Source organism: Rhizobium sp. CB2179 (genome assembly GCF_057653455.1).
This window is the reverse complement of record NZ_JBYGKR010000002.1, coordinates 634,921-651,405: the sequence shown is the minus strand read 5'-3', so window position 1 is coordinate 651,405 and position 16,485 is coordinate 634,921. Positions and strand designations below refer to the sequence as shown.

Sequence of the window (16,485 nt, the reverse complement as noted above, 5' to 3'; positions counted from 1 at the left end):
CTGGCGTCCAAGCCCCTTCACGAATGAAACAACCTCGCACATAGTGGGAAAACGCTGGCCTAGTTTGACTTGGATCAAGAGGCCAGCACCGGCTTCATGACAGTCCTGGCGCAAGTACCAGAAAGCCGGCCGGAAAACGGCCGTCTGTGCACTGAGGACGATATCATGAATTACACAACGGAAACGATGGTGATCACGGTCGCGGCGTTTCTGGCGCTGCTAGGAGCTGCATTCGGGCATGACCACCTCTTTGCAGTCCACATGGGTATTCTTTGCTTCTGCCTGTTCGCGGGTGCTGCGCTGCTGATCAGCAAGGTTGATTTTTCACCTGCAGCCCACAGGCGGAAAGTCGATGTCTCGGGCTATTTCGACGAGGTGATCCGATACGGCTTGATCGCCACCGTGTTTTGGGGCGTGGTCGGCTTTCTGGTTGGCGTGATCATCGCGCTGCAATTGGCTTTCCCGGACCTCAATGTAGCGCCTTACCTTAATTTCGGCCGTCTTCGACCGGTGCACACCTCCGCCGTAATCTTCGCCTTCGGCGGCAATGCGCTCATCATGACCTCATTCTACGTGGTTCAGCGAACGTGCCATGCACGCCTTTTCGGAGGCAGCTTGGCCTGGTTCGTCTTCTGGGGCTACCAGCTCTTCATCGTGATGGCTGCGACCGGCTACGTGCTCGGCATCACCCAAGCCCGTGAGTACGCTGAACCTGAGTGGTACGTCGATCTGTGGCTGACGATCGTCTGGGTCGCCTACCTCGCCGTGTATCTTGGTACGATCCTGAAGCGCAAAGAGCCGCATATCTACGTAGCAAACTGGTTCTACCTCGCCTTCATCGTCACCATCGCGATGCTGCACGTAGTGAACAACCTTGCGGTTCCCGCCTCGTTCCTGGGGTCCAAGAGCTATTCTGCCTTCTCAGGCGTCCAAGACGCGCTGACCCAATGGTGGTACGGCCACAACGCCGTCGGCTTTTTCCTGACCGCCGGCTTCCTGGGCATGATGTACTACTTCGTGCCGAAGCAGGCCAACCGACCCGTTTATTCATACCGGCTCTCGATCATCCACTTCTGGGCGCTGATATTCATGTACATCTGGGCCGGCCCGCATCATCTGCATTACACGGCACTGCCCGACTGGGCCCAGACGCTTGGAATGGTTTTCTCGATCATGCTCTGGATGCCCTCCTGGGGCGGCATGATCAACGGTCTCATGACCCTTTCAGGTGCCTGGGACAAGATCCGCACCGATCCGATCATCCGTATGATGATCGTCGCCATCGCCTTTTACGGCATGTCAACCTTCGAAGGCCCGATGATGTCGGTGAAGACAGTCAATTCGCTCAGCCACTATACCGAATGGACGATCGGTCACGTGCATTCCGGCGCACTCGGCTGGGTTGGAATGATCACCTTCGGGGCGATCTACTTCCTGACGCCGAAGCTATGGGGACGCGAGCGTCTCTATAGCCTGCGGATGGTCAACTGGCACTTCTGGCTCGCAACTCTCGGGATCGTCGTCTACGCAGCCGTGCTTTGGGTTGCGGGGATCCAGCAGGGGCTGATGTGGCGCGAGTACAATTCCCAAGGCTTCCTCGTCTTTTCCTTCGCGGAGACGGTCGCGGCGATGATTCCCTATTACGTGCTGCGCGCTGTGGGCGGGACACTCTATCTGGCGGGCGGTCTCGTCATGGCCTGGAACGTGTTCATGACGATCCGCGGCCGCGTGCGCAACGAGGCTGCAATCCCAACCACTTTCGTGCCCCAAGCACAGCCCGCCGAGTGAGGTGAGACATGGCATCGATATTGGATAAACATAAGGTCCTGGAGAAGAACGCGACCCTTCTTCTCGTCGGCTCGCTGCTCGTCGCGAGCATCGGCGGCATCGTCGAAATCGCACCGCTGTTCTACCTGCAGAACACGATTGAAAAAGTGGAAGGCATGCGGCCGTATACGCCGCTCGAGCTGGCCGGACGAAACATATACATCCGCGAAGGCTGCTATCTCTGCCACAGCCAGATGATCAGGCCGTTCCGCGACGAGGTCGAACGTTACGGCCATTACTCGCTCGCCGCCGAGTCCATGTACGATCATCCTTTCCAGTGGGGATCCAAGCGAACCGGACCGGATCTGGCCCGTGTCGGCGCACGCTACTCCAACGAATGGCATGTCCAGCATCTCGCGGATCCACGGGCAGTCGTGCCGGAGTCGATCATGCCAAGTTACGCCTTCCTCAAAGAACAGAGGGTGACGGTCAAGGACGTGGGAATGGACCTGAAGGCCAACGAGGATGTGGGCGTGCCTTATAACGACGACATGCTGGCGAACGCAGAGGCCGACATTAAGGCCCAGGCCGATCCGAACGCAGATACGACGGCGCTGCTCGCCCGCTATCCGAAGGCGAAGACCGGCGATTTCGACGGCGATCCTGCTGCGCTGACCGAAATGGATGCCTTGGTGTCCTACCTGCAGATGCTCGGAACATTGGTCGATTTCTCGACCTACGACGATGCGACCGGCTACCGATGAGGTGATCCATGGAAACCTACACTGCAATGAGACACTTCGCCGACAGCTGGGGCCTCCTGGCAATGGCGGCATTCTTCGTCGGCGTCGTTGTGTTCACCCTTCGCCCAGGCAGCAAGCAGACGGCGAAAGAGGCCGCCGATATTCCCCTAAAGGAAGATTGAGATGTCGGAAAAAGATATCGACGAATTTAGCGGCGTCGAAACGACCGGACATGAATGGGACGGCATCCGCGAACTCAACAATCCGATGCCCCGCTGGTGGGTATGGACCTTCTACGCCACAATTGTCTGGGCGTTGGGCTATGCAATCGCATATCCCGCGATCCCGATGATTACCGACGCCACGAAGGGCATGCTGGGCTTTTCCAGCCGCGCCGAGCTGCAGCAGAACCTGGATCATGCCAAGGCATCGCAGACGACGCTTCATGATCTGATCGCCGCCAAGACGGTACACGAGATCGATTCCGATTCTGCCCTTCGCGAATTTGCGATCGCCGGCGGCGCATCTGCATTCAAGGTGAACTGCGCGACATGCCATGGCTCGGGAGCAAGCGGCGGCCCGGGATTTCCGAACCTCAACGACGACGACTGGCTATGGGGCGGAGACCTGGATGCCATCCAGGCGACGATCGCGCAGGGGATTCGTTTCGACGGGGATACGGACACTCATGCGTCCGAGATGCCGCCGTTTGCCGATGTTCTGGATCCCCTCCAAACAAGGCAGGTCGCGGCTTACGTCTGGGGACTGACCAATACACCGTCGGACCCCGGTCTCGCAGAGGCCGGAAAACAGGTCTTCGTCGATAACTGTGCCGCATGTCACGGTGACGACGCCAAAGGAAAAGCCGAAATGGGCGCGCCGGATCTCGCCGATGCGATCTGGCTGAAGGCACGCGGCGAGGATGCGATCATCCGTCAGGTGGCCGCTCCCAAGCATGGCGTCATGCCTGCCTGGGCAGGGCGTCTCGGCGATACGACGGTCAAGGAACTTACCATTTTCGTGCATTCGCTTGGCGGCGGGACGTGAGGAGAAAAGCCATGGCAGTTCACGGCCACAACCCGATCCTCGATCTCTATTGCACGCCGCGCGCCACCATACGATCGCGTGTGTCGGCGCATGCCAAGACGATGCCCCGTCACTCCGAGCAGGACGATCCGACAAAGATCGGCAATTCGACGGTAAGTTTGACCTGTGTCAAGGACCACAAGCAGACGCGCCGTTAGTCCTTAGCTCGTCGAGGATGTCCCAACCGTACCTCTCCTCGGCAGCTCCTGCAGGCCACGCCCTCTGTCCAGGGCGTGGCCTGTTCCTTTTTCAGGAAGATCACTTTCCCACGCCATCGCATTTGGGCATTTCTTGATCTGCATCAAGGAACTGATGTCCCGCAGGTGGGAAAAGGGGAGGTCAAAATCGGACAGAGCCATGAATCTCTCTAGTGCCCCATATCCCAACGACATAAAGCGCGTCGGCGTCGAGCCCGTCAATGCACGCCGTAACAGGCAGCCCCGCTATGCCCCCCGGAAGAAGATTTTTCCCAAGCGCGCCGAGGGGAGGTTTCGCCGGTTCAAGTGGATCGTCATGCTGATTACGCTCGGCATCTACTATCTCGCGCCATGGGTTCGCTGGGATCGCGGTCCGTACGCGCCTGACCAGGCAATCCTCATCGACCTGTGTTCACGGCGCTTCTTCTTTTTCTTCATCGAAATCTGGCCCCAGGAATTTTATTATGTAGCGGGCCTCCTCGTCATGGCGGGGTTCGGCCTGTTTCTCGTCACTTCCGCGGTTGGCCGCGCATGGTGCGGCTACGCTTGTCCGCAAACCGTCTGGGTTGATCTTTTTCTCGTCGTCGAACGTGCGATCGAAGGCGATCGAAACGCGCGAATGAAGCTTGATGCTGGTCCCATGAGCTTTGCCAAGCTGAGGAAGCGTGTCGTCAAACACTCGATCTGGTTGCTGATCGGCGTCGTCACGGGCGGAGCGTGGATCTTTTATTTTGCCGACGCGCCGAGCCTGTTTGTTTCGCTGTTCACCGGCCCCGCTCCTGCAGCCGCCTACACCACCGTCGCCATCCTTACCGCGACGACCTATGTGCTCGGCGGTCTCATGCGAGAGCAGGTGTGCACCTATATGTGCCCATGGCCACGCATCCAGGGTGCGATGCTCGACGAAAATTCTCTCGTCGTCACATACAATGACTGGCGGGGCGAGCAGCGGTCGCGTCACGCCAAGAAGGCTTTGGTCAATGGCCTATCGGTCGGGGATTGCGTGGATTGCAATGCCTGCGTGGCGGTGTGTCCGATGGGAATCGACATTCGCGACGGACAGCAGATGGAGTGCATCACATGCGCGCTCTGCATCGACGCCTGCGACGGTGTCATGGACAAGCTCGGAAAGCCCCGCGGCCTGATCGCCTACGCCACGCTGAGCGAATACTCGAGCAACATGTCGGTTGCCACGGATGAAGGACGAACGGCCGTCCAGCCGTCCAGGGTTCGAAACGAGGATGGGACCTTCGTTCCGGCGATCCGGCACTTCGACTGGCGTATTATCTATCGTCCGAGAACCGTGTTTTACGCAGTCGCCTGGGCGTCGGTCGGCGTGGCCATGCTCGTCCATCTCACCTTTCGGGAGCGCCTTGAACTCAACGTCGTTCACGACCGAAACCCCCAATATGTTCTGGAAAGCGACGGCTCTCTCAGGAATGGCTACACGCTTCGTGTCCTGAACATGGTGCCGACGCCGAGGGATGTGAACATAAGCCTGGTCGGGCTGGAGGGGGCGACGATGCGCATCCCCGAGTTCGGCAAGGAAGACGCTCGCAGCTTTACAGTCCATGCCGAACCCGACGCGGCCACGACGCTCAAGGTCTTCGTTACACGCAAGCCTACCGGAGCCGCGATCAATGAATTTCTGTTCGTTATCGAAGATACCGATCATGCCGATCGGGCAACCTACCGCGCGGCGTTCAATGCACCGGGAGACATCAAATGAAGACCTCCGCTCAAGGTTTTACAGGCCTGCACATGCTGCTTGCGACCTCGGCATTCTTTGGCGTGGTGATCGCGGTGAACGTCACCATGGCCTTCTATGCCTCCTCCAGCTGGAGCGGTCTGGTCGTGGAAAACACCTATGTCGCCAGTCAGGAGTTCAACCGCAAAGCGGCGGCGATGAAGGCAATGGCCGCTTCCGGCATCGAGGGCAACCTCTCCATAAAGGGGCACGAGATCCGCTACGACATTCACGACAAGAGAGGATCGCCTGCGATCGTCGACGACGTCGTTCTGAATTTCAAACGGCCCGTCGGAGACCACGAGGACTTCCTCCTTACGCTCAAGAAGGCAGCCGCGGGGCGGTTCGAAGCGGAACATGATCTAGCCGAAGGTGACTGGATCGTCGAGGCCATCTCGCGCAACGGCGGCGTGGTCGTCATGCATGAGGCAAAACGCATCGATAGCGCGGAGTTGGACCAATGACCTGCTGTACCATGGACGCGGAAAGCGTGCTTGCCCTCAGCACGACATCATTCAGTGCCGAAGAGGTCCGTCTTGCCAGTCAGCCGCTCGGCGAGGGATTGCGTCAGCTGGACCTGAGTGTTCCCGACGTTCACTGCGGTGGCTGCATTTCGGCCATAGAAAGGGCGCTGCTGACACTTCCCTTCGTCAAGACGGCGCGCGTCAATCTCACGGCTCGAAGGGTGACCTGCGTCTACCAGGAGGAGATCGAGACGCATGCCGCCGATCCGTCCGAGATCCTCGCAGCGATCAACTCGGCCGGATATCGCGCGCATCTCTTCACGCCTTCAGCTCCCGAGAACGACAAGACCAGAAATCAGCTTCTCCTCGCGATCGGCGTTTCCGGTTTTGCGGCCGCCAACATCATGTTGCTCTCCGTATCGGTCTGGTCGGGTGCAGATGCCGCGACGCGCGATATGTTTCATTGGATCTCGGCGATGATAGCAGCGCCCGCGCTGGTTTATGCGGGGCGCTTCTTCTTCAAATCGGCCTGGAATGCGCTGCGGCACGGGCGCACCAACATGGACGTTCCGATCTCACTCGCCGTGTCGCTCTCCTATGCCGTTTCCTTGTGGGAGACCGTCCATCACGGCGAGCATGCGTGGTTCGACGCTTCGGTCTCGCTGCTCTTCTTCCTGCTGATCGGCAGAACCCTCGATCATATCATGCGGGAAAAGGCTCGGGCAGCGATCAACGGACTCGCACGGCTGGCCCCGCGCGGAGCATTGCTGATCAATCCGGACGGGTCGCGACGCTACATTGCGGTAGAAGAGATCGCGGCGGGGGATGAAATCTCGATAGCCGCAGGCGAATGGGTTCCCGTCGATGGCATAGTCGTCAGCGGAGAAAGCGACCTGGACCTCTCCATCGTCACCGGCGAGAGCAGCCCCGTCGCCGTCGCCAGCGACAGCGAAGTGAGTTCCGGGGCGATGAATCTGACCGGCTCGCTCGTGTTGCGGGCGACGAGAATTGCCAAGAATTCACTTCTCTCGGAGATCATCGGCCTCATGGAAGCCGCTGAGGGCGGAAGAGCTCGCTATCGCAGGATCGCCGATCGCGCTGCGACACTCTATTCGCCGGTCGTGCATCTGCTGGCGTTGGTCTCCTTCCTTGCCTGGGGCTTCCTGGGCGGAGACTGGAAACAGGCCATGCTGGTCGCCGTAGCGGTCCTGATCATCACCTGCCCATGCGCATTGGGTCTTGCCGTGCCCGTGGTCCAGGTCGTCGCCGCGGGGGAGCTTTTCCGTAAGGGCATCATGGTGAAGGACGGCTCAGCACTCGAAAGACTGGCTGAGACCGACACCGTGGCCTTTGACAAGACGGGCACTTTGACGATGGGCAGTTCGCGCCTTGTCAGAGTGGATGCCATGGACGAGAGCGCCACTGCAATCGCCGGTGGATTGGCAGCGCATTCACGGCATCCTCTTTCTCGGGCTCTGGTGCGGGACACCGAAACTGCCCCCATCTCCTTCGACAGGGTCACGGAAATCCCCGGCGGGGGACTGGAAGCCAGGAACGGAGCGGATATCTATCGCTTGGGCAACGCGGCGTTTGCCTGCGGAACCAGCTTCGTGCCCCGCACCGCCGACAGTCCGTTCTCGGAAGTGGTCCTGTCGAAGAATGGCGTCGATCTTGCCCGCTTCTTCTTCGATGACACGCTTCATCCGGGTGCGTGCGAGGCCATCGACCGGCTCGATGCAGCCGGCCTTGAAACGCTGATCTTGTCGGGCGACAGGCAGACCGTCGTCGACAATACGGCGCATGCCCTGGGTATCGACAGGGCTTTGGGCTCTCTGACGCCGAAACAGAAGGTCGAGGAATGCCAGAGGCTGAATGGCGAAGGTCGTCGCGTGCTCATGGTTGGCGACGGGATCAACGACGCCCCGGCGCTTGCTGCCGCGCATGTCTCGATGGCGCCCGCCACGGCCTCCGATATCGGCAGACAGGCGGCCGACCTCGTCTTCTTCAACGATCGCCTTGACGCTGTTCCGGAAGCGATCGCCGTTGCGCGACGATCCGCCAGCCTCATCCGGCAGAACTTCGCTCTCGCCATTGGCTACAACGTTCTGGCGGTGCCGATCGCCATCGCCGGATTGGCGACGCCGCTGATAGCGGCGGTGGCAATGTCGACATCTTCGATCATCGTCGTGACCAACGCACTGCGGCTGAACGCCCTCAGCAAGCGTCCGGGTATGCACACTCGAGGAGGGATCGGCAGGAGTGCGGAGGTCAAAGCCGCATGAACATGTTGATCTATCTCATACCGATCGCGCTACTGATGGGAGGAATAGGACTCCTGGCATTCCTTTGGTCGCTGAAGAGCGGCCAGTATGACGACCTTCAAGGCGCCGCCTGGCGAATCCTCGCCGAGGACGAAACCGATCAACGAGAACCCTGACCGCACACTGGGTCCAAACACGAAAGGAAGATGGATGCTTGCGAAAAATTCTGTACTTCTGCAGTCTGAACTGTTCGCTGGTTTGGATCAGGCGACTGCGGAGCAATTCACCGCAACGGCTGAGCTTCGAACCTTCGCCGCTGACGAGAAGATCATAACCGAGGGTCAGCAGGCATCGTTCGTCTACTGCGTCATGAACGGGTTTGTCCGACTTTCAAAATCGGAATCCGCCGGGCGCGAGGCGGATATCTGCGTGTGCGAGCCGGGCGACACCTTTGGGGAATATCTCCTCGTGGGGGGCGACTCCTATGCCTATAGCGCGCGGTCCGCCGACGGGGCCGAGGTCGCGCTGTTTGCGGTTACGGACTTGCAGGCGTTCGCCGCGCAATATCCGGTCGTACATCGGAACGTCATGCGCATCATGGTCAGGCACCTGCTCGGCGCGATGGATTGTATTGCGGGAGATCGGTTGTTGACGGCCGCGCAACGGGTGGCAAGCTATCTCATAAGCCGCTGCTCCGCATCGACGACCACCACACGGATCACGTTCCGTATTCCTTATCGGAAGAGAATCCTAGCCGGCAAACTGGGATTGGCACCGGAAGCCCTTTCCCGCGCATTTGCGGCGCTTGCGGCGTCGGGCGTCAAAGTCAGAGGCAAGGCCGTCCTAATCGACAGCGTCGATCTGCTTCGCGAGGCGTGCTAACCTTAACTAACCGGCACAAGATATCCGAGATGAGGCTCAAGCAGAAACGCCTCATGAAAATCGGAAGGCTGCTTGATTTCGATCGATCCCGCCTCTGACACATCTCAGCGATCATAGATCCAGCGTCCGATCACACCCATGCACCCCGCATGACACATTGCCGCCCTCGCAATATGATGCGGGCATTGGGTCTGTGAGGGGTGCCGACTATTGATGGTCACGCAATCCGTCCACTCAGCTGCCTGGAGACGGCTCTGTTTGTTTGTCACGATCAATTTCTCGCGCAGCTTTCCCCGCTAACCGTCGTCCCTGGAACTGGTTCCGTCTAACTGCCGTCGGAACAGAATGAGAGTCACTGGCGTTCGATTTTGTTGCTGATCTCATTTTGAGCCACCGAATTAACATTGGACGGAGGATTGCCAGGACGAGCCGTACCACAAGGGGTTTTGATTTCACCCGAAAGGTACTGGCCGCTATTGCACGGCAGCATGTCGACATCGAGAAAATCGCTCGACTTCAGGGAGTTCTGATACGCTATTACTTCTTTCATGGACAACGGCGTCGAAAAGATCGTCACTCCCTCAAAGCCCGGCAGTGCCTCTACTGGCTCGATCATGGGCGAGCTCTGCCCGGGCACCGCGGCCGCGCCAATAACCCATGGCCCAACCGAGCCGAAAGTGACGGATTTCGGCCGGCCGGTTGGCGTACCAGAGCTGTAGGCAGAATGCGGGAAACCGCTGTCGAGCACTGCCTCATCCCATTGGTAAGCTGTAAACACCAAAAGATAGGTATATGGCGCGAAACGGTCGATGCGAAGTTTGCCGTCTGGAGTGAAGGTGTAGTAAATCCACTCTGTGCCGGAGAATGCGCCTGTTGGCCCCACAACGTTCATATCCCACGGCTTTTGCCACCACGCAGTATCCGCCCTTCCACTTTGAAGCGGCTTTTTGCAAAAGACCACTTTTGACCATTGGCGTTAGGCGTGGCACCTAACGCGAAGGATAGGTAGGCGCCGTTCGAAGTTGAACTGAGTAGCGACAGCGCGCTACCGCCGTTAGGAACGGGATTATCTCGGGTTTTTTCCACCAAAAGGACTGTGAATCCTCGGTCCGGTCTGATCGATGCGGGTTGACTGGTCTCGACTGATCCGTGCGGTGGAAAGTTGAAAGAAGTCTTGTTGGTATAAAAGTCAAATGCCTGCCTCGTATTTTCAGGCACTGGATAATCCAATCCTGCCGCCGAGTCGTGTATGTACACCTTTGGATATTGCCCGAAAATCGGCACGACCTTCGGTGTGAGGGTCTGAGATACTTTGCCGGATGCGCTTCTAAGACAATTGGCTTCATCGATGCATGATGCTGATTGGCCCACGCCAGCAGCAAGACAACCCACCGCAGAAAACAGTAGGAAGATTCTTTTGCCATAATTCATAAAACAATCCTTTGTGGACGCGTTGGTCTCGCCTTAGCGGCTGAGTTTGGTTGTGTTGCGGCGCCCCATCTGGCGCAGCATGTCGCCGATTACGTCGGGTAAATCGGTGGTGATGAGATTCGTACGATTGACGATCGCCATCTCCGGATCACCTCGGTAATCGGGAACGATACCTCCTTGCGCGGTCGACCTAGGATCGGTGTTATGCTCGAAGCAGCATTTGCCAGCGCTGTTGGCAACCCCCTCTGGATAGTAGTTACTTTCATGATAGGTGGCGAAGCCCTGCTTCTGGTCGGTATAGTCGAAATACGCCTGAAGACCGTCGCCCTTGTAGAATTGGTTCATCTCGAATTGAATGAAAAACGGCGCCACATTCCATTGATCGTAGATTGAGTCCTCGTGCGGATCATAGTTGGAATCCTTCACGTTCTGGTCATCCGGGTTCTCGACAATAATCAGCCCACCAATGAGGTCGGGGTCGTAGGTCGTCCGATTCAAGACCGTGCCGACATCCACTGCATCCTTCGCTTTGAGTTTGAATACGACGGCTTTGCTGAGTTTCAGCGTTCGCCTTGGTCGCGAGAATTGTCAAGGCAATGTTGCATGAGCTCGATGGGATTGACCTTGCCCCGTTGAAATAATCCATTTTGAAGTAAGCTCTGGCCCATTTGAGAGGACCAGAGGATGAAGCGCAATCGTTTCACAGACGAACAGATCATCGGCATATTGAAGGAGCACGAGGCAGGCACGCCGGTCTCGGAGCTTTGCCGCAAGCATGGCGTCAGCGATGCCAGCATCTATAAATGGAAGGCCAAGTTCGGCGGCATGGAGGTGTCCGAGGCCAAGCGGCTGAAGACGCTTGAGGACGAGAACACGAAGCTGAAGCGGCTTCTGGCGGATGCGATGCTCGACAATGCTGCCTTGAAAGACCTTTTGGGAAAGAAGTGGTGACGCCCGCGGCCAAGCGGAAAGCTGTCGCGCATCTGATGAGCCATCATGAGATGAGCGAACGGCGGGCGTGTAAAGCCATTGGTTTTTGCCGAATGACGGTCCGTTACGAGACCAGGCGCGACGATGATCATGAGCTTCGCGAGCGAATGAAGGCGTTGGCGCATGAACGTCGCCGCTTCGGATATCGACGCATTCATGTGCTGCTCCGGCGGGAGGGTCACCTCGTGAACCACAAGCGGCTCTTCCGGCTCTATCGGGAGGAGAAACTGACGGTGCGCAAGCGCGGCGGTCGCAAGCGAGCGATAGGCACGCGAGCGCCGATGCTGGTGCCGATGGTGGCCAATGATCGTTGGTCGCTAGACTTCGTGTCGGATCAGTTCACCGATGGGCGCAGGTTGCGGATTCTGACCGTCGTCGATGATTGCACGAGGGAGTGCCTGGCGCTCGTCGCCGATACATCGCTTTCCGGTCTTCGCGTCGCACGGGAGCTTGACCGGATTATCGAGGAGCGCGGCAAGCCGAGGATGATCGTCAGCGACAACGGCAGCGAGTCACCAGCAACGCGATCCTGCAATGGGCGGACCGGACCAAAGTTGACTGGCATTACATTGCGCCTGGCAAGCCTATCCAGAACGCTTTTATCGAAAGCTTCAACGGGCGGCTGCGACACGAGTTCTTGAATGAAACTCTGTTCTCGTCGCTTGCTCACGCCCGGTCCGCGCTTTCAAACTGGCGTAGCGATTACAACAATCAACGCCCGCATTCAGGCCTTGGTTGGCTGACACCGGCCGAATTCGCTCAGACACTCAACCCGCGACGTGATGCGGTGCTGCGCAGCCGAAATGGCTCCGCACCGCAACCCGCCGCTACCGAACCAACAACAGCAACCAAAAACCGCTGGAGCGAACTCAAGACTGGATAAAACTTGGGGGCAAGGTCAGGATCGGTCGGGTCCTGATCATCGACCGCCGCCTTGACATCCACGATCATCACGTAACCACGACCATCGTCGGAAACAAATTGGGCGAGTAGATCGAGCGCGGCAGAGAACGTCAGGAACTTAGCCTTGTGCCCCTGCGAATCCGTAAAAACGCGACCATGCCGGTCCCTTAGATCCGTCCGGCTCAATTGAGAAAAGTTTTGGTTATATAAAAAACCGCTTCCAGTTGACACGCGGTCAATCCTGTAGTCGTGAGATAGAACGACTTCTTTGTCCGCAGTGAAGCGGGCGTCGACTTCCACGCTCTCGATTTGCGAATTCCAGGCGTCTTGCAAGGCGTAGGCAGAATTCTCTGGATAGATCTCCCAGGATCCGCGGTGTGCAGATAAGATGACCAGGTCATCGTCGGGTTCCGGCACCTTAAACATGTTTCTCGTAATCGCACTTACAAGATATGGTGAAGGCTTTACCGGCAGCAGAGCCGCTGCTTCGGCACTAGATGAAACGCCGAAGGCAAAAAAAGAAGTCAATATGAGCGATGCTCGCAGACACGACCGGCCGCAGAGGTGGCCAAAACGCCAGGAGCTAGAATGAAGAGTCGCTGACGCTGCTACGTTGTTGCTGGATTGCATAAAGACTCAGAACCTTTCGATGATAATGTTCGTCAGCTCGCTACGTCGTACCTCTTACACCTGCGGCTTTTTTGCAGCACAAGCATCTCAGCAATGGCTAAGCTGGTGGGAACGGAAGCAGGGTGAATGCCATGGCAGCGACAAGGGACAGTGAGCCAGCGCCTCGGTCGCCGCTGGCGTTTATGGCTGCAACAGCAACATCAAGATGGTCCATAAAATTGGATCACACCAAAGGGGTCGCAATATCGCGTTATCAACGCTGTGGCGTAGGGGTTTTTCAGTCAAGTGGACTCTCCGGCAGAACCTTCGTCATCAAATCTGCTGCGCCGAACGGTGTTTGGACGTAGTTAATTGCCTGCCAGCCACTCTTTTCGTAAAGAACGCGCGCGTCCTCTGTTACCAAGTAGAGGCTTTTGCAACCGAGACGCGATGCCTCCTGCTCCAGCCGCTTAATCAACAACGCGGCTATTCCTTTATTGCGGTGGAATGGATGGACATACAGCGACTTAAGCCATGGAGATAGATTGGATTTTCCGTCGAAGTCACGATCAGCTAACGTGATCATTCCTACGGGCACCGCGTTTTCAATGGCAATAAGTGTTAGCGGCATTGAACCGCTCGTTGCGGCTTCAAACTCACGTCGCGTTTGTTCATATGAGCCATACGATTGACAACCCCATTGTCCGAAGGCCCAGCTTGTGCAAACGGAAAGGAAATTCGGAAATCCTTCTAGGTAATCTATCGTCACCGGAGTTTCAGCTGTCATAGTGTCTCCATGTCTTTAGCGGTCCGAGCAAACAAGCGCGGATAGTCAAATGACGAGCCCGTGCACTACCCTAGTGCTATCGCACGCACCATGAATCTGGACAGTGATACCGGGGCTCAAACGGATCGCTTGCGCGCAATTGGTGATCACAAACGAGCCAAGATTTGTGGCAGTGCCGCCATGTCATTAAACAGCTTTATCGCACCTGCTTCTGCCAGTTTTTCTCCATGCCCAGGTAGGCAATGGGAGCCACCAACAAAGCCAATCACCGTCATCCCCGCAGCCACCGCCGCCTGGGTTCCCGCAACGCTATCTTCAATAACAAGACAACTGCCAGCTGGTTTCTTCATATTCTGTGCAGCAAACAAAAAGAGATCCGGAGCCGGCTTCCCACGAGCAACTTGCGAAGCGCTGAAGACATGGGGCCAAAAAAACTTGTGTAGGTCTGTGACTATGAGTGCCAAGCAGAGCTTTGTAGTGTCACTGTTCGACGCGACGCACTTCTTCAAATTGATAGCTTGCAACGCTTGCCGAACGCCGCTGGTCGCGCGCAGATCACGCGCGTAACGATTTGCGATTTCGGCCATAACGCTTTCATGGTGATCCTCTGGTAGGCGGAGGCCCCGCTCGGATTCTATGACTGAATAACTCTGCTGGTCAGTCATTCCCACGAAACGATCATTATACTCTTCAGCGGATATGATATAGCCACACTTCGCCAACGCTTCGATGTGCACCGCGGTTGCGATAAGCTCGCTATCGACGAGGACCCCGTCGCAGTCGAAGATCAATAATTCCGGTTTTTTTGAGAAAGACATACAAGGGGCCTCGTCGTAGAAATGGCTTTGAGTTTTGTCCCAGTGCTGCTTAGATGTTTGCCCATTGAGCAGAGTGTGCTTAAAACCTGTGGGGTAGACTATTGCGGCCCGGGGAATTGTCGCGACGCGTGGTGCTCAGCTGGGAATTGCTCCAGCTGCGATCTCCGGCCCCTGCTTATGAAGAGCACTCCAAACCTTGTGAAAAGCATCTGCGTAAAGATGCATCAACTCGCCACCATTTGGCGGTGCGATCTCGGAGACGTAGAACATCGTATCCAATATTTTCACGGTGTGTGGAAAATCGGCGGCGTTCCACTTGTTGCGAATTTCCGGGAGATATTCAAAAACGGGCTTCGTGAGCCAAACGCAGATAGGCACACCTTCGGCCTGCAGCGATTTGACGACGAAATCCCTTGCAGCCGGACCTGGCGGAAAGCCAAGCACCTCAGGTTCAATCCGCAAAGGAAAGTTGAGCATCGAATGGTCGCGGTCTGACGGGTCGAAAAGCGGAAGTATACCCGCAAGGTCGCTGATCATCTCCCATAACAGATTGCTATTGTCTCTTCGAATTTCGAGTTGCGCATCCATCTCTGTGACCCGCAGCTTCGCAATAGATGAAGAGAATACGTTGGGCCGGTAATTGTACCCTTGGGAAAGAGGTGAAAATATTCGCGCTCCGCTGCGAGACGAGCTTGACAGCGATACGCGATCAACATGTGCAATTAGGTCGTCGTCCTCCGTTATCACAAATCCCAACTCGCCGGCCCCAAGGTGTTTAGCGCCGTTTCCGGAAAGAGCGAGTGCGTCTGCATCAAGATGAGAGCCGCCGACGATTGCTTTCGCGGCTGCGATCGACTGGCAGATGTCGTCGATCACTGCAATTCCTTGATCACGCGCAGCATGCCTTCCATCGGGGACGAGAACATTGTTCCCGAAAAGGTGGGTGATCAGAACCGCAGCGACGTTGGGGTTGAACCTCTCAGCGGCCGCCTGCTGATCAATCCCGGCTACGCTCATGTCGACATCGACGAAGACGGGTTCAAGTCCATTGATTGTAATTGGTCCTACCGCTCCCGGCCAATTCAGTGCCGCGGTAACAACTTGCTCCCCGCGCTCCTTGAAGTAGTCGAGTTCAATGTGAATGGCCGCCGTTCCGCTGCCGACAGCCCGCACTTGCCACTTTCCAATCCACCTTGCAAGATTTTGCTCCAGATCGCTGACAATTGGATGATTGACGCGGTGATATTTCCCACTATCCACAACTCCGCGAAGCGCATCCAAGTGCTTTTTCTCTGCCGCGGGCCAAGGTATGACGCGTCCCAGAGGGATCACGGGCTTCCCACCGAAAATGGCGAGCTTCTCGACTGCGCAAGCACCTTGCGCGGTGCGCGTTTTGCGCTCTGGTGCACCAAATCCGCTCATTGCATTGTCCAATCATCGTTCATTGAAATGCTGATCAGCCCTCGCAATCGCTATCACCGTTTTCGGAGATGCAAAAGTTAAAAGTGAGTATAAAATCAAGTATATATGAATATATATGTGGGGGCATCAATATAGACAAGTACAGACTGCATCTCGTATATGGCTGCGTGGAATAATTGGCGCAGCCATTGGAGCCCCGCTCCGCTTCGGCTCGTCACTTCAATATTTCAATTGTTTTTTAACGATTGCTCGGACATCTGAGGTCATTGAGGAAAGCCTTGTGAGGGGATCTTTCAGGGTTTTCCAGGCGGCACGTGCGGTCATAAGACGCGTTGAAGGAGCCCCAGATGGCCCTAAAAACACGATCCGGTCCGAACG

The 16,485-nt window shown here is 56.9% G+C and carries 14 protein-coding genes and 3 pseudogenes; 11 read left to right on the top strand and 6 right to left on the bottom strand.

The window, feature by feature from the left end; genetic code table 11:
- The first annotated feature begins 165 nt into the window (after positions 1-165).
- From ccoN to AC244Q_RS27145, 10 genes are all read left to right on the top strand, one after another.
- Positions 166-1,788, top strand: a complete 1,623-nt coding sequence (gene ccoN, locus AC244Q_RS27190; RefSeq protein ID WP_128408008.1) for a cytochrome-c oxidase, cbb3-type subunit I — start codon at positions 166-168, stop codon at positions 1,786-1,788.
- An 8-nt stretch (positions 1,789-1,796) separates the two neighbouring features.
- The gene (gene ccoO / locus AC244Q_RS27185; RefSeq protein ID WP_003563090.1) at positions 1,797-2,531 is read left to right on the top strand and encodes a cytochrome-c oxidase, cbb3-type subunit II; all 735 of its coding nucleotides are present in this window, start codon (positions 1,797-1,799) and stop codon (positions 2,529-2,531) included.
- 8 nt (positions 2,532-2,539) lie between these two features.
- On the top strand, positions 2,540-2,692 hold the full coding sequence (locus AC244Q_RS27180) for a CcoQ/FixQ family Cbb3-type cytochrome c oxidase assembly chaperone (protein ID WP_003549664.1): 153 nt from the start codon (positions 2,540-2,542) through the stop codon (positions 2,690-2,692).
- A 1-nt stretch (position 2,693) separates the two neighbouring features.
- On the top strand, positions 2,694-3,557 hold the full coding sequence (gene ccoP, locus AC244Q_RS27175; protein ID WP_128408007.1) for a cytochrome-c oxidase, cbb3-type subunit III: 864 nt from the start codon (positions 2,694-2,696) through the stop codon (positions 3,555-3,557).
- A gap of 11 nt (positions 3,558-3,568) precedes the next feature.
- Positions 3,569-3,754, top strand: coding sequence for a hypothetical protein (locus tag AC244Q_RS27170; RefSeq protein WP_017996961.1), 186 nt, complete (start codon positions 3,569-3,571; stop codon positions 3,752-3,754).
- 199 nt (positions 3,755-3,953) lie between these two features.
- Entirely contained in the window at positions 3,954-5,522 is a 1,569-nt protein-coding gene (gene ccoG / locus AC244Q_RS27165) for a cytochrome c oxidase accessory protein CcoG (RefSeq protein ID WP_128408010.1), read from the top strand.
- Complete coding sequence (locus AC244Q_RS27160) at positions 5,519-6,004, top strand: FixH family protein (RefSeq protein WP_003563096.1); 486 nt, start codon at positions 5,519-5,521, stop codon at positions 6,002-6,004. Before ccoG ends, AC244Q_RS27160 begins: the two co-directional genes overlap by 4 nt.
- The gene (locus AC244Q_RS27155; protein ID WP_128408006.1) at positions 6,001-8,286 is read left to right on the top strand and encodes a cation-translocating P-type ATPase; all 2,286 of its coding nucleotides are present in this window, start codon (positions 6,001-6,003) and stop codon (positions 8,284-8,286) included. The genes AC244Q_RS27160 and AC244Q_RS27155 overlap by 4 nt, the downstream gene beginning before the upstream one ends.
- The gene (ccoS, locus tag AC244Q_RS27150) at positions 8,283-8,441 is read left to right on the top strand and encodes a cbb3-type cytochrome oxidase assembly protein CcoS (RefSeq protein ID WP_003549679.1); all 159 of its coding nucleotides are present in this window, start codon (positions 8,283-8,285) and stop codon (positions 8,439-8,441) included. Before AC244Q_RS27155 ends, ccoS begins: the two co-directional genes overlap by 4 nt.
- 34 nt (positions 8,442-8,475) lie before the next feature.
- Positions 8,476-9,147 (top strand): Crp/Fnr family transcriptional regulator, encoded by a 672-nt coding sequence (locus tag AC244Q_RS27145; RefSeq protein WP_017996964.1) that lies wholly within the window; start codon positions 8,476-8,478, stop codon positions 9,145-9,147.
- 352 nt (positions 9,148-9,499) lie between these two features.
- Here the strand turns inward: AC244Q_RS27145 and AC244Q_RS27140 are convergent.
- Positions 9,500-10,578, bottom strand: a pseudogene (locus AC244Q_RS27140) (hypothetical protein).
- A 33-nt stretch (positions 10,579-10,611) separates the two neighbouring features.
- A complete protein-coding gene (locus AC244Q_RS27135; RefSeq protein ID WP_012755359.1) occupies positions 10,612-11,094 on the bottom strand; it encodes a hypothetical protein in 483 nt (160 codons plus the stop codon).
- 168 nt (positions 11,095-11,262) lie between these two features.
- Between AC244Q_RS27135 and AC244Q_RS27130 the strand changes: the two are divergent.
- A pseudogene (locus tag AC244Q_RS27130) lies at positions 11,263-12,451 on the top strand (IS3-like element ISRle4 family transposase).
- 119 nt (positions 12,452-12,570) lie between these two features.
- Here AC244Q_RS27130 and AC244Q_RS27125 read toward each other — a convergent pair.
- The 4 genes and pseudogenes from AC244Q_RS27125 to AC244Q_RS27110 form a co-directional block, all read right to left on the bottom strand.
- A pseudogene (locus AC244Q_RS27125) lies at positions 12,571-12,897 on the bottom strand (glycerophosphodiester phosphodiesterase family protein); the annotation flags it as partial.
- A 481-nt stretch (positions 12,898-13,378) separates the two neighbouring features.
- Positions 13,379-13,867, bottom strand: coding sequence for a GNAT family N-acetyltransferase (locus tag AC244Q_RS27120; RefSeq protein ID WP_012755357.1), 489 nt, complete (start codon positions 13,865-13,867; stop codon positions 13,379-13,381).
- Between the two features lie 146 nt (positions 13,868-14,013).
- Positions 14,014-14,685, bottom strand: coding sequence for an HAD family hydrolase (locus tag AC244Q_RS27115; RefSeq protein WP_012755356.1), 672 nt, complete (start codon positions 14,683-14,685; stop codon positions 14,014-14,016).
- A gap of 135 nt (positions 14,686-14,820) precedes the next feature.
- Positions 14,821-16,107, bottom strand: a complete 1,287-nt coding sequence (locus AC244Q_RS27110) for a DegT/DnrJ/EryC1/StrS family aminotransferase (protein WP_128406350.1) — start codon at positions 16,105-16,107, stop codon at positions 14,821-14,823.
- Positions 16,108-16,485 lie beyond the last annotated feature (378 nt).

Coding starts and splice junctions, on each gene's coding strand:
- ccoN (WP_128408008.1), top strand. CDS start 166: ATGAATTACACAACGGAAACGATGGTGATCACGGTCGCGGCGTTTCTG.
- ccoO (WP_003563090.1), top strand. CDS start 1,797: ATGGCATCGATATTGGATAAACATAAGGTCCTGGAGAAGAACGCGACC.
- AC244Q_RS27180 (WP_003549664.1), top strand. CDS start 2,540: ATGGAAACCTACACTGCAATGAGACACTTCGCCGACAGCTGGGGCCTC.
- ccoP (WP_128408007.1), top strand. CDS start 2,694: ATGTCGGAAAAAGATATCGACGAATTTAGCGGCGTCGAAACGACCGGA.
- AC244Q_RS27170 (WP_017996961.1), top strand. CDS start 3,569: ATGGCAGTTCACGGCCACAACCCGATCCTCGATCTCTATTGCACGCCG.
- ccoG (WP_128408010.1), top strand. CDS start 3,954: ATGAATCTCTCTAGTGCCCCATATCCCAACGACATAAAGCGCGTCGGC.
- AC244Q_RS27160 (WP_003563096.1), top strand. CDS start 5,519: ATGAAGACCTCCGCTCAAGGTTTTACAGGCCTGCACATGCTGCTTGCG.
- AC244Q_RS27155 (WP_128408006.1), top strand. CDS start 6,001: ATGACCTGCTGTACCATGGACGCGGAAAGCGTGCTTGCCCTCAGCACG.
- ccoS (WP_003549679.1), top strand. CDS start 8,283: ATGAACATGTTGATCTATCTCATACCGATCGCGCTACTGATGGGAGGA.
- AC244Q_RS27145 (WP_017996964.1), top strand. CDS start 8,476: ATGCTTGCGAAAAATTCTGTACTTCTGCAGTCTGAACTGTTCGCTGGT.
- AC244Q_RS27120 (WP_012755357.1), bottom strand. CDS start 13,867: ATGACAGCTGAAACTCCGGTGACGATAGATTACCTAGAAGGATTTCCG.
- AC244Q_RS27115 (WP_012755356.1), bottom strand. CDS start 14,685: ATGTCTTTCTCAAAAAAACCGGAATTATTGATCTTCGACTGCGACGGG.
- AC244Q_RS27110 (WP_128406350.1), bottom strand. CDS start 16,107: ATGAGCGGATTTGGTGCACCAGAGCGCAAAACGCGCACCGCGCAAGGT.